Genomic DNA, 12,436 nt, shown 5'->3' on the forward strand with positions numbered 1-12,436 from the left:
TGATGCCCCCTCTGTCCCTTTGCCTGAGATCGTTATCCCTTCGGCGCCCCGATGTGGTCAGGGTCTCTCCAGAGTGTGTTGCGCCTGCGGTCCCTGTGGCCTGAGAGTTTCCGGGGCGGTTGCTCCTTCGGCACCAAAGTCGGCGGTCAATTGCCACCGCGCTGGTTCTCCCGCATACGCCTGTATACGCTAGCAATAATATCGTTTCTCTTCAAGCTGCAATGCCGCCATCTGGTGGCATTTCCGACAGGTGGCATCGCCGAATCCGACAGGCATCAAGCGATGGGAGATGAGGGCGAATAAGTATCAGTAAAGATTGAAATATTCGGCCTGCTCCCATTCGCTAACGGTATCCAGATAGCGGGCCCACTCGACCTCCTTCAGATGGGTGAGATAGTCGACCACATCCTCCCCCAGCGCGCTGCGAAACAGCTCCGATGAGGAGAAGGCCTGCAAGGCCTGACCCAACGAGCGCGGCAGCTTCTCCGCGTCATCAGAATAGGGCGACGCGGTCGGGGCTTGCGCCTGCCTGCCCGCCATCAGCCCCTCACTGCCCGCGATAATCTGGGCGGCCAGTGCAAAATACGGGTTGGCGGTGCTGTCTGGCGCGCGGTTTTCGATCCGGCTGGTGGGATCACCGGGCCGCATAAGCCCCCGCAGCATCGCGCCACGGTTGTCTTCCCCCCATTGCACCCGATTGGGGGCCAATTGATAGGGCAGATAGCGTTTGTAGCTGTTCACGGTTGGCGCCACCAGAATTGAGGCGGCCTCCGCATGGGTGAGCAATCCTGCAATCCAACCGCTGGCTTCGGCGGTCAGCGCGCCCGCGACCTCCGGCATGAAGAGGTTGCGCCCGCTCTGGGTGTCGATCAGCGATTGATGGATATGCCAGCCGTTGGCCATGGCATGATCCTGCCGGGGCTTGGCCATGAAACTGGCGTGCAACCCGTTGGCAGCGCAGACCTCCTTGGCCATGGTACGAAACATCACCATGGCGTCGGCCTGCGTCATCGGGTCAGCGGGGTCAAAGGTGAACTCGAACTGGCTCGGCCCCATCTCGATTTCCACGGTCCGCACTGGCAGGCCCAGCGCCTGCGCATGACGCCGCAGGGCATCCAGAATGCCCTCGGCCTCAGCGTAGCGGGTTTCGGTCAGATACTGATACCCCTGGATGAGGTTGCGCGTCTCAACAGGTGCCCCCGGCATGCCCTGCTGGGCGTGGCCCAGCGCAGGGTCGACCCGCTCAAAAATCTGAAACTCAACCTCCAGCCCGACCACCGTCTGAAGCCCCTGCTCCGCCAGCGTTGCCACCGCGTGCTCCAACACATGGGCTGAGCCGAAGGGCACGGTTGCGCCGTCGTGAAAGGCCACATGACAGAAGATCCAAGCCGAATGCGGCGACCAGGGCAGCACCCGAAAGGTCTCAGGACGCGGCACCAGCAGAACGTCACTGGCACCCTGCATCGGTGTCACCACCTCCTCCGGGTTTTCGCTCCACACCGGGAAGACAGTGCGATGCGCGGTGTCTTTCAGCAGCAGCGTTGAGGGCACCGCGATCCCCTGCTCGAACAGCGACCGCAGACCAGCAGCAACCAAGGTCTTGCCACGCAGAATGCCGTGTTGATCGGCAAACAGCACCCGCACAGTTTCCACCCGTGCGGCCTCGCATTGCGCCAATACCGCCTCCGCATCGTGGCAGGCCTGGTCCGAAAGCAGTCCGTTGCGCGCCAGCGCGCCCCTGTTGAGCGATGTTGTCATCTTGTGATCCGGCCTTCTTCCTGTTCACGCCTCCGGGCACTGCTGCTGAACCGCCGTCATTTGTGACGTTGCGTCCAGTGTCAGCTATTGCCCACCTGCTGCACCGCTTTTGTTATGCAACTGGATAATTTAAGCTTGAACTAAAAAACTAGTTCAGGTCCAGTCTCTTATCAGGAGCCAAACGGAAAAACTGCACATTTGGCAGGGATTTCCGCATGTAGCTGAAGACCGGAATAAACATACTACCCAGAGTGGCGAAAACAGGAGCATCAGAAACACGCCGATCATGGCGCAGGTCCACTGGCGGTCGCGCTATAGGCCCAGAGGCAGCGCAGTGAGCCTGTTTGAGTGCATGTTTCGGTGACCGGAGGGGCGCGCTGCCGCGTATTTGTGGAATAGACAATGAGTGAACAAGACCGAAATATTTCCTCCAGCTTTGCCAAGGGGCTGGCTGTTCTGGCTGCATTTGATGCTGCAACGCCGACGCTGACACTGGCCGATATTGCCCGACGCACCGGCCAGGACCGCGCCACCGCGCGGCGCGGGGCGCTGACGCTTGTGCAGGCGGGGTATCTGCGTCAGCAGGGCCGTGTGCTGTCGCTGACGCCACAGGTGCTGGCGCTGTCGGGCGGGTTTCTTCAGGCCAATCAATTTGGCCGCAAGGTGCAGCCGGTGCTCAACCGTCATGCGCGCAGTCTGGGTGCTGAGATCACCCTTGCAACGCTGGATCAGGGGCGTGTGCTGCTGCTGGCGCAGTCCACGGTTGAACATGCGCCGGTCACCTACGGATTCACGGCCGGGGCCCATATCCCGCTGGTTCACACCAGTCTGGGCCGGATGCTGCTGGGCTGTTTGTCGGCAGACGCCGCCGCTGAGACACTGGCAACAGCGGATATGCCCCGCCATACCGAACAATCGCTGACCGAACCGGAGCAGATCCTAGAGCGGGTCACGACGGCGCGACAGCGGGGTTATGCGGTGACAGACAGCGAGTTTGAGACCGGCATTATCGGCTATGCGGTGCCCGTGTCGCGCCCGGAGCAGCGGCCGATTGTTGTTGGCAGCTCCTCCCCGCGCGGGGTGAACCCGGCGCAGGATACAGAACTGTCGTTGCGGGCATTGCAACTTTGCGCCGCTGAACTGCGCCAGAGCCAGGCGTTGGCTGATCTCTGAGCAGATATAACCCTGACGGAGCCGCGCAGGTGCGGCTTCGCTCCCCCTGCCCTATATGCGCCATCACGGCTGTCGGCTGCCGCCTCGCAGCCCGATATTCAAAATTTCGCGAAGGATGTTATCCGCAGCGCCCCCCTTGGAGCGCCCCCTGCGAGTCCGCATAAATGCAGCAAGCATCACGAAAGGACCGCCGATGACCGCGCCGCGTTATTACACCCCTCAGGGAGGCCATCCCGGTCAGGAGCAGTTGCTGACCGACCGCGCCATGTTCACCGATGCCTATGCAGTCATCCCCAAGGGCACGATGCGCGATATCACCACCTCCTATCTGCCAGGTTGGCAGGGCATGCGGATGTGGGTCATCGCCCGCCCGCTCAGCGGCTTTGCCGAGACGTTCTCGCAATATATTGTCGAACTGCAGCCCGGTGGCGGGTCCGACGCGCCCGAACATGACAGCGCCGCACAATCCGTGCTGTTCGTGACGGAGGGCGAGGTTAGTCTGACCCTTGACGGGGCGCAGCATATTCTGACGCCGGGCGGCTATGCCTATATTCCGGCGGGTGCGGGCTGGACCCTGCACAACAGCAGCAACAGCGTGGCCGGGTTTCACTGGATCCGCAAACGCTGGGAGGCGGCGCCGGGTGTCGAGAGGCCCGCACCACTGATCACCAATGAGCGCGACATTGCCCCAACAGTGATGCCGGACACCGAAGGCCGCTGGGCCACCACCCGCTTTGTCGATCCGGCGGACATGTCCCATGATATGCATGTCACCATCGTCACCTTCGAACCCGGTGGCGTCATTCCGTTCCCAGAGACCCATGTGATGGAACACGGGCTGTATGTGCTGGAGGGCAAGGCGGTCTATCGCCTTAACCAGGATTGGGTCGAGGTGGAGGCCGGTGACTTCATGTGGTTGCGCGCCTTCTGCCCGCAAGCCTGCTACGCGGGCGGTCCGGGACGGTTCCGCTATTTGCTCTACAAAGACGTCAACCGGCATATGCCGCTGAGCCCCCCGCGCTAACCAAGGGCACGCGTGGCCATTGCCAGAACGCGCAGCACCGTTAAGGTGTCAGGAGTAGCCAACCCCCTGCACGCGGGCCGACCTCGGCCCGCCCTGACGGAGCCTGCGCCCATGTCGATCATATCTGCCGCGTTCACAGTTGCGTTCACTGCCTTGGCTCTGGGGTTAACGACCCTGCTGGCGTATTCGGGCAGTCATCGCAGAGTACCGGCGCCCCGTGTCGCGCCTGCCCAAACAAGGCCCGGATACCTACGCACACATACCGCACGGCGCGTGTGTAGTCTCGCGCTGGCAGCCGCCCTTGGCCCTGCCTTGCTGACCCTGCCGACCGCAGCCGGTGCCGGATCAGATCCCGCGGCGCAGGTAAGCGTGGTTCAGGTGCTGGGCCGCAGCTGGCATGTTGCCCCGGTGGCTGAACAACAAAGCGAAGGCGGTCGTCTCAGCTCCGGGCGTTACATGGCGCAGCGCCAGAATGCAGAGCTTGACCCGCTGCGCCCACCTGCGGTTCTGAGCGCCAAACAAGCCGTCCGTGCGTTCTACGCAGCCACCGGGTGCCGCGCGCGGATCGACAGCATGGTGCGTTCGATCAACGGGACATATTTCGCGGATCTGGTCTGTCGTTAAGCCGCGATCAGACAGACAGCAGCCGCTTGAAACACCGCGCGGGAAAATGTGACCGAAACGGAGGGCCGATTGCCGCTGTTGCGGATTGAGCCGGATGCCGCGCCCTGTCATAGCTTGGCCATGAAACTTGCAATCAACGGATTCGGCCGTATCGGCCGCGCTATTCTGCGCCAGATCCTGACCACGCCGCGCGGCGCCGGGATAGAGCTGGTTTGCATCAACGATATCGCGCCTTTGGACATGTGCGCCTATCTGTTTCAATACGACAGCACCTTTGGGCCCTACCCCGATCCGGTGGTGATCGACGGCGACAGTCTGTGCATTGCCGACCGCGTGATCCGCTTTCACCAGAGCGCGGATCTCAGCACGCTGGACCTGTCGGGTGTTGACGTGGTGCTGGAATGCACCGGCATCGCACGGACCTCGGATGTGGCGGGGCGTGGCCTCTCTGCCGGGGCGCGCAAGGTGCTGATCTCCGGCCCCTCCCCCGCAGCCGAGCGCACGGTTGTTCTGGGCGCAAATGAGGCGGAGCTGGGGGATGGCAGGATCATCTCCAATGCCTCCTGCACCACCAATGGGCTGGCCCCGCTGGTCAAACTGCTGGACGCGGAGCTGGGCATCAACAGCGCCCATATGACCACGATCCACTGCTATACGAATTCCCAGCCGATGGTCGATGCGCCGCGAGGGGATTTTGCCCGCTCGCGAGGTGGCGCGCTCTCGATGGTGCCGACCACGACCTCCGCGACCCATCTGATTGACGAGGTTCTGCCGCATCTGGCGGGGCGGATCAGCGGCGCTGCGGTACGGGCCCCGACCGCCAGCGTCTCCGCCGTGGATCTGGTGGTGCAGACAGAGCGCCCGATGCAGGGCGATCAGATTGCCGACATGTTGCGCGCCGCCGTCGAGGCCGCGCCCGTGCTGGGCTGGACCGATCAACCGCTGGTCTCCTCAGACCTGCGGGCACGCCCGGAATCGCTGGTCATCGCCGGACCGGAAACACGGGTGACGGGCGCCCATCAGCTGCGGATGTTTGGCTGGTACGACAATGAATGGGGCTTTTCCGCGCGGATGCTGGATATGGCCCGGCTGATGGCTGGGGACGCATAACAGGCAAAGCCCTGCCAGACGCGGTTTGGTATCTTCTCCGCAAAAAATGAGGGCCGCGCAAATCTGCTGCGGCCCCGATTTTCTGTTCTGACTTAGGCCGGTAGCGTTATTCCCCCGGCAGGCTGCCCCGGCCCTGACCGGAAAGGCCGCCGGAAACCTCTTCCGTGGATTCGCTGGCAAGCTCATGTGGCAGCACCAGGTTCAGGACAATGGCGATCAGCGCCGCGGGCAGCAGGCCAGAGGTCATCAGGATCCGCAGCGTGTCCGGCAGATGCTGCACCGCACCCGGCTCCAGCTGCAAGCCAAGACCAATCGAGAGCGAGATCGCAAAGATCACCATGTTGCGGCGGTTCCAGTCCACATCCGACAGCATCGAAATCCCGGCGGCCACCACCATGCCGAACATGACAATGACGCCGCCGCCCAGCACCTCAATCGGAATGGTGCGAATGATCGCGCCGACCTTGGGCACCAGCCCGCAGAGGATCAGGAACAGCGCACCAATCGTCACGACATGGCGGCTCATCACGCCGGTCATGGCGATCAGGCCAACGTTCTGGCTGAAGGACGTATTGGGCAGGCCGCCAAACACACCTGCCAGCGCAGAGCCGAAACCATCGGCATAGGTCGCCCCGGCGATTTCCTTATCCGTGGCTTCCCGGCCTGCACCCCCACGGGCGATGCCGCTGACGTCCCCGACGGTTTCCACCGCCGAGACCAGCGCCATGAGGCAAAAGCCAAGGATCGCTGCTGCGGAAAACTCGATCCCGTATTTGAATGGCACCGGCAGGGCAAAGGCGCTGGCGCGCGACCAGCTGTTACCGATCGCCTCAACCGTGACCATCCCCATCATCATCGCATAGAGGTAGCCCACGATCAGCCCCAGCAGCACCGCCGAGATCGACAGCATCCCACGGGCGAAGAATTTCAGCCCCAAGGTGACGATGATCACCACCAGCGCCGCTGACCAGTTCAGCAGCGAGCCATATTCCGGAGTGCCAATCGCAGGCACGCCGCTCAGCCGCGTATTGGATCCCGACCTTGACCAGCGCGAGACCGATCATCGTGACCACCAGTCCGGTGACCAGCGGCGGCAGAGCAAAGCGGATGCGCCCGATGAAAAGGCCCAATACCGCATGGAACAGCCCGCCGATCAGCACGCCGCCAAACAGGGCGGCCAGCGCGTCAACCCCCTTGCCCGCGACCAGCGGAATCATGATCGGCAGAAAGGCAAAGCTGGTGCCCTGCACAATCGGCAGCGCCGCGCCGACCGGCCCAAGGGTCAGCGTCTGCAGCAGCGTCGCCACCCCGGCAAACAGCATCGACATCTGGATCAAATACAACAGCTCTGGAAAATCCGGAGAGTTCGAGCCAAATCCAAATCCCGCCGCCCCGGCGACGATGATGGCAGGGGTGACGTTTGATACGAACATCGCCAGCACGTGCTGGATGCCCAGAGGCACCGCCTTTGCCAGCGGTGGGGTGTAGTTGGGATCGCGCAGCTGGGCTGGCGTTCCGATTGAGCCGTCGGCCATGGATTTGTCCCTCTCTGTTGATATGCGGTCTGTTGGTCCGTCTTGGTTTGCGGTGTGTCAGCACTCTCGTTTGGCGGGGTGCCTTATGGGAAAGAAAAAGGCGCAAGACCCGGTGGGGCGCTGCGCCTTTGTTTGTATGGTTACGGTCGGATCACCTGATAGGGGCTGTCGAACCAATACTCTTCCAGATTGGCCCCGTCGCCGATCCGGTCCACCACGGCAAACAGCCCCGGTGCGGTCAGCGGCGTCAACACCCCGTGCCAGGTGCCCCGATGGAAGTTGATGACCTGGCCGGGCCGCGTTTCAAAGGCCAGCGGCTCCCCCGGTGCGCCGCCCGTGTCCGGCGCGACGATGACCAGAAATCCGGTCTCACTCATCGGGATGAAGGCCTGACTGCCCTCCGGGTGACGTTCCACCATCAACAAAGGCATCGGCAGCGCGCGCGGTTCAGCGTTGAACAGGCTCAGCCCCGCATGGCCGGTGCTGAAGTCCAGTTGCGCGCGGTCATGGTATCGCCCACAGAGCCCCTGATTGATGATCTTGTCCGGTGCCCCGCTGCAATCGACAAGATCCCCGAAGGGGCCAAATCCCTCAGCGCTGATGGGTTGGATTTCAACGGTTTTCATCGCGGGTCCCCGCATATTGGGCACCCAAAGGACGATGGGCAGATCATGGCAGCAGATCCTTCAGCCGGAATTCCGCGATACGTTCGACCTGTAGGCAGGCTTCGGCGAATTCGCAGGCCCGATCATGGCTGATACGCCGCTCAAAGGCGGCCAAAATCGACGCCTTATCATGGTCGCGCACTGCAATAATGAAGGGAAAGCCGTGTTTTTCCACATAGGCCGTGTTCAGTTGCGTAAACCGTGTGCGTTCCGTGTCCGTCAGCGCATCCAGCCCGGCGGAGGCCTGTTCATTCGTGCTTTCGGCGGTGAGGCGCTTGGCAGCGGCCAGTTTACCCGCCAGATCCGGGTGCGCGGTCAGCACGCCCAGCCGCTCCTCCTCGCTGGCGGAGCGGAACATCCGACAGAGCGCATTATGCAGCCCCATCGCACGATCATGCGCGGGCCCCAGCTCCAGATCATGGGCCCGTTCGGCGATCCACGGCGAATGTTCGAAAATACCGCCATACGCCTCGACAAATCGTGCGCGGGTCATCTGGCTGGGTCGCTCGCGACGCTGATGCGGATGGGTTTTGGCCCAATGGTCGGCGACATCAACGCGGCGCGGACACCACACGCCGTCAAAGCCCTGGATATAATCGATGAACCGCTTCAGCCCCGCCGCCTTGCCCGGGCGGCCGATGAGACGGCAATGCAGCCCGACCGACATCATCTTGGGCGCGCCCGCTTCGCCCTCGGCGTAAAGAAGGTCAAAAGCGTCCTTCAGATACTGATAGAACTGCTCCCCCGTGATGTAACCCGGCGCCGTGGCAAAACGCATATCGTTGGCTTCCAGCGTGTAGGGGATGATCAGCTGATCCCGCGCGCCCACTTCCAGCCAGTAGGGCAGATCGTCATCATAGGTGTCGGACACGTAGTCAAAGCCACCCTCTTCAGCCACCAGACGCACGGTATTTTCGCTGCAGCGCCCGGTGTACCAGCCGCGCGGCCGCGCGCCGACAACCTCCGTATGCAGGCGGATCGCCTCGGCAATCGCGGCGCGCTCCTCCTCTTCGGCCATGTCCTTGTGTTCGACCCATTTCAACCCGTGGGAAGCGATTTCCCAATCGGCGGCCTTCATCGCGGCGACCTGTTCAGGTGCCCGCGCCAGGGCGCTGGCCACGCCGTAAATGGTGACGGGAATATCCGCAGCAGTGAACATGCGGTGCAGCCGCCAGAAGCCGACCCGCGCCCCATAGTCGTAGATCGATTCCATGTTCCAATGTCGCTGTCCCGGCCAGGGCGCCGCACCGGCGATATCGGACAGAAACGCCTCCGACCCCGCATCGCCGTGCAGGATATTGTTCTCGCCGCCCTCCTCAAAGTTCAGCACAAACTGCACCGCGACCTTGGCCTTGCCTGGCCAGGCTGCATCGGGCGGCGTCGCGCCATATCCGATCATGTTGCGGGGATATCTGTTCATTGCCGGGGGCCTCTTTGCAAACGACTGTCAGTCATTAATATGGCAGAAGATCATCGCGATTTTTCAAATATTCCCGAATACACTATCAGATCTCACAGGTTTGCAGCCCCCGGCCCCATCGGGCAGAGGTAGCGCGACAGCAGGAGGATACAGAATGACCACACGGACCGAGCCCGGCTATCTCACCACACATGTGCTGGACACCGCGCGGGGCTGCCCGGCGGCGGGGTTGCCGATCCGGCTCTACCGGCTGGACGGGCGCGGACGGACGGAGCTGGCCAGCATGCTGACCAACGCTGACGGGCGCACCGACAGCCCGATCCTGCCAAAGAAAGATTTTGTGACCGGCAGCTATGAGCTGGTGTTTGAGGCCGCATGCAGTATCTGCGGGCCAGCGGGCAGGCCTCAGGTGAGGTGCTGTTTCTGGATGAAGTTCCCATTCGTTTTGGCATCACGGATGACAGCGCGCACTACCATGTGCCCCTGCTGTTGTCGCCGTTTGGATATTCCACCTACCGCGGCAGCTGAACGCCGCCGCGCCCTGGCGCGGCCATGCCCAACGGCAGCGGCCCTCCGGCGGGAGGGCGGCTGCGGGCGGGAGGGGTTGTTGCCCTAGGCGGGTGGCGTCTCCGCCTGATCAGCCCCGGAACCGTTATCCATGGTGCGATCCGACTGCACCCCATCGGCGCGCAGTGCCGCAGCCAGCCGCGCGGTCATATACTCCATGAACAGCCGCGTCTTGGGATCCTGATGGCGACGGTGCGTATAAAGACAGGCCAGCTGCACCGGTACCGGCGGTGTTGCCTCGGCAACCGGCACCAACCGCCCAGCCGCCAGATGTTCGGCCACCTCGAATAGCGGTTTCAGCACCACGCCCTCCCCTGCCAGCGCCCAATCGGTCAACACATCGCCGTCGTCACATTCATAGCGACCGCTCACCGCAAAGCGGCGCGGACCCTCGCTGGTCTGCAGCAGCCACTGAAACTCACTCGCCCCCGGATAGCGCAGGTTCAGACAGTCGTGGCCATCCCGCAATAGGGCTGTCCCATCTGCAGGCAGGCCCCGCCGTGCCACATAGGCAGGCGACGCGCACAGCACCCGCTGGCAGTCTGCAATCTTGCGGATGCGCAAATTGCTGTCCTCGGGCTGGCCAAGGAAAAACGCCAGATCCAGCCCTTCGCTGGTCAGATCCACAGCCCGATCAGACAGGCGCAGGCGCAGGTTGATTTCGGGATATGTCGCCAGAAACTCCGGCGTCTGTGGCGCCAGCAGCCGTCGCCCAAGCCCCAGAGGTGCCGCCACAAACAGGGTGCCACGTGGCGTATCGGTCAGATGCATCACCTTGGCCTCAGCCACATCAACCGCATCCAGCACCGCAACCGCCCCGTCATAAAACGCGCGCCCCTGCTCGGTTGCGGTCAGATTGCGGGTGGTGCGCTGAAACAGGCGCACGCCAAGATACTCCTCCAGCTGCGAGATCCGCGCTGAGGTCACAGCTCAGCGACACCCTGAGGTCACGCCCTGCGGCTGACATCGACCCCAGTTCATAGACCCGGACAAAGGTGCGGATATTGTCGAGATAAGACATGACAGAGGCCTGCGATTGTTCCAGAATTTTTGATACAGTTTGGCAGTATATGGGAATACCGAAGAAACCCCGGTTTGCCTAGGGTGACTGAGCTGCGTTGCGGGGCTGTCCCGCCGCGCAGGATGAGATGTAACCAAGCCTGCGGTCACGGATCCCAAGGGCGACAAAGGACCGGATTTGAATGTTTGAGCTGTTGATGATGTGGGATTGGCTGGGCTTTGCCATCCGTTGGCTGCATGTGATCACCGCCATCGCCTGGATCGGGTCCTCGTTCTATTTCATTGCGCTCGATTTGGGGCTGCGCAAAGCGCCGGACCTGCCGGTGGGCGCCCATGGCGAGGAATGGCAGGTCCATGGCGGCGGCTTTTACCACATCCGCAAGTATCTGGTGGCCCCTGCCGAGATGCCCGATCACCTGACCTGGTTCAAATGGGAGAGCTATATGACATGGCTCTCGGGGTTTGCCCTGTTGATGGTGGTCTATTGGGTTGGTGGCGAGCTGTATCTGATTGATCAGTCCAAGGCAGATCTGGCGCTGTGGCAGGGGATTCTGATTTCGGCGGCGACGCTGTCTGTGGGCTGGCTGGTCTATGACCGGCTGTGCAAATCGGGCCTTGCTGAGCGTCCGACCCTGTTGATGGTGCTGCTGTTCCTGATGCTGGTGGCCATGGGCTGGGGGCTCAATCAGGTGTTCACAGGCCGTGCCATGATGCTGCATCTCGGCGCCTTCACTGCCACCATCATGACCGCAAATGTATTCTTCATCATCATGCCCAATCAGCGCATCGTTGTGAAGGATCTGCAGGAGGGCCGCGCGCCGGATGCCAAATATGGCAAGATTGCCAAGCTGCGCTCAACCCACAACAATTATCTGACGCTGCCGGTTGTTTTCCTGATGCTGTCGAACCACTACCCGCTGGCGTTTGCCAGTGAATACAACTGGCTGATTGCGGCGCTGGTGTTCTTGATGGGCGTGACCATCCGGCATTACTTCAACACCCGCCATGCCCGCGCCGGGAACCCCACTTGGACTTGGCTGGCCACGGCGCTGTTGTTCCTTGGCGTGATCATCCTCTCCTCACTCGGGCTTGAGCATGAGGGCGACGATGTGCTGGAAGAAGCGGCGCTGAGCGGCACCGCGCTGGCCATGGCCAACACCGAGGGCTTTGAACAGGTGCATGAGATCGTCATGGGGCGGTGCAGCATGTGCCACGCGCGAGAGCCCTTCTGGGACGGGATCCGCACCGCACCCAAGGGTGTGCTGCTGGAAACCGAAGCGGATGTGGCGCGCCGTGCGGGCGAGATCTACCTGCAGGCCGGGGTGACCCACGCGATGCCACCGGCCAATATCACCTATATGGAACCAGAGGATCGCGCCGCAATCCGGGCCTGGTTCCGCGCTGCGCAGATGTAAACTGCCCCTGCAGCGCCTGATCCGGGTCGGTGATACGGGCCACTGTTCCTTGGCTCACATCCACAGGTCGGAACACATTGCCCGCTTTCAGAGAGTTGAACGGAAAATATCCGGGAACTCTTCAT

8 protein-coding genes, 3 pseudogenes and 2 riboswitches are annotated in these 12,436 nt (G+C 62.4%); of the genes and pseudogenes, 6 read left to right on the top strand and 5 right to left on the bottom strand.

The annotated features are described in order from the left end of the window. Nucleotides 1-7 precede the first annotated feature (7 nt). Nucleotides 8-76, bottom strand: a riboswitch (glycine riboswitch). Between the two features lies 1 nt (nt 77). Then, nucleotides 78-183, bottom strand: a riboswitch (glycine riboswitch). Nucleotides 184-306: 123 nt separating this feature from the next. Then, complete coding sequence (locus L0Z65_RS10820) at nt 307-1,758, bottom strand: glutamine synthetase family protein (RefSeq protein ID WP_405107492.1); 1,452 nt, start codon at nt 1,756-1,758, stop codon at nt 307-309. A 402-nt stretch (nt 1,759-2,160) separates the two neighbouring features. On the opposite strand from L0Z65_RS10820, the gene L0Z65_RS10825 reads away from it, so the two are divergent. From L0Z65_RS10825 to L0Z65_RS10840, 4 genes are all read left to right on the top strand, one after another. Further along, nucleotides 2,161-2,931 (top strand): IclR family transcriptional regulator C-terminal domain-containing protein, encoded by a 771-nt coding sequence (locus tag L0Z65_RS10825; protein WP_096870639.1) that lies wholly within the window; start codon nt 2,161-2,163, stop codon nt 2,929-2,931. A 193-nt stretch (nt 2,932-3,124) separates the two neighbouring features. Further along, on the top strand, nt 3,125-3,955 hold the full coding sequence (locus L0Z65_RS10830) for a bifunctional allantoicase/(S)-ureidoglycine aminohydrolase (RefSeq protein WP_405107495.1): 831 nt from the start codon (nt 3,125-3,127) through the stop codon (nt 3,953-3,955). Between the two features lie 273 nt (nt 3,956-4,228). Next, nucleotides 4,229-4,579, top strand: a complete 351-nt coding sequence (locus L0Z65_RS10835) for a hypothetical protein (protein WP_405107498.1) — start codon at nt 4,229-4,231, stop codon at nt 4,577-4,579. A gap of 48 nt (nt 4,580-4,627) precedes the next feature. Then, the gene (locus tag L0Z65_RS10840; RefSeq protein ID WP_405107501.1) at nt 4,628-5,689 is read left to right on the top strand and encodes a type I glyceraldehyde-3-phosphate dehydrogenase; all 1,062 of its coding nucleotides are present in this window, start codon (nt 4,628-4,630) and stop codon (nt 5,687-5,689) included. Between the two features lie 106 nt (nt 5,690-5,795). Here the strand turns inward: L0Z65_RS10840 and L0Z65_RS10845 are convergent. The 3 genes and pseudogenes from L0Z65_RS10845 to puuE form a co-directional block, all read right to left on the bottom strand. Continuing rightward, nucleotides 5,796-7,224: pseudogene (locus L0Z65_RS10845) on the bottom strand (uracil-xanthine permease family protein). A gap of 140 nt (nt 7,225-7,364) precedes the next feature. Beyond that, nucleotides 7,365-7,850 (bottom strand): ureidoglycolate lyase, encoded by a 486-nt coding sequence (locus L0Z65_RS10850; RefSeq protein WP_405107504.1) that lies wholly within the window; start codon nt 7,848-7,850, stop codon nt 7,365-7,367. Nucleotides 7,851-7,893: 43 nt separating this feature from the next. After that, a complete protein-coding gene (gene puuE, locus L0Z65_RS10855) occupies nt 7,894-9,309 on the bottom strand; it encodes an allantoinase PuuE (protein ID WP_405107507.1) in 1,416 nt (471 codons plus the stop codon). Nucleotides 9,310-9,463: 154 nt separating this feature from the next. Here puuE and uraH point away from each other — a divergent pair. Next, nucleotides 9,464-9,837 (top strand): annotated as a pseudogene (uraH, locus tag L0Z65_RS10860) (hydroxyisourate hydrolase). An 84-nt stretch (nt 9,838-9,921) separates the two neighbouring features. On the opposite strand, the pseudogene L0Z65_RS10865 reads toward uraH, so the two are convergent. After that, nucleotides 9,922-10,897: pseudogene (locus L0Z65_RS10865) on the bottom strand (LysR family transcriptional regulator). Between the two features lie 181 nt (nt 10,898-11,078). Between L0Z65_RS10865 and L0Z65_RS10870 the strand changes: the two are divergent. Then, nucleotides 11,079-12,311, top strand: coding sequence for a urate hydroxylase PuuD (locus tag L0Z65_RS10870; RefSeq protein ID WP_096870631.1), 1,233 nt, complete (start codon nt 11,079-11,081; stop codon nt 12,309-12,311). Nucleotides 12,312-12,436: the final 125 nt, after the last annotated feature.

Origin of the sequence: Phaeobacter sp. BS52 (assembly GCF_045040595.1) — a bacterium.
GTDB lineage: Bacteria > Pseudomonadota > Alphaproteobacteria > Rhodobacterales > Rhodobacteraceae > Phaeobacter > Phaeobacter piscinae.

Excerpts from the sequence above, each read along its gene's own strand:
- L0Z65_RS10820 (WP_405107492.1), bottom strand. The coding sequence starts at position 1,758 with ATGACAACATCGCTCAACAGGGGCGCGCTGGCGCGCAACGGACTGCTT.
- L0Z65_RS10825 (WP_096870639.1), top strand. The coding sequence starts at position 2,161 with ATGAGTGAACAAGACCGAAATATTTCCTCCAGCTTTGCCAAGGGGCTG.
- L0Z65_RS10830 (WP_405107495.1), top strand. The coding sequence starts at position 3,125 with ATGACCGCGCCGCGTTATTACACCCCTCAGGGAGGCCATCCCGGTCAG.
- L0Z65_RS10850 (WP_405107504.1), bottom strand. The coding sequence starts at position 7,850 with ATGAAAACCGTTGAAATCCAACCCATCAGCGCTGAGGGATTTGGCCCC.
- puuE (WP_405107507.1), bottom strand. The coding sequence starts at position 9,309 with ATGAACAGATATCCCCGCAACATGATCGGATATGGCGCGACGCCGCCC.
- L0Z65_RS10870 (WP_096870631.1), top strand. The coding sequence starts at position 11,079 with ATGTTTGAGCTGTTGATGATGTGGGATTGGCTGGGCTTTGCCATCCGT.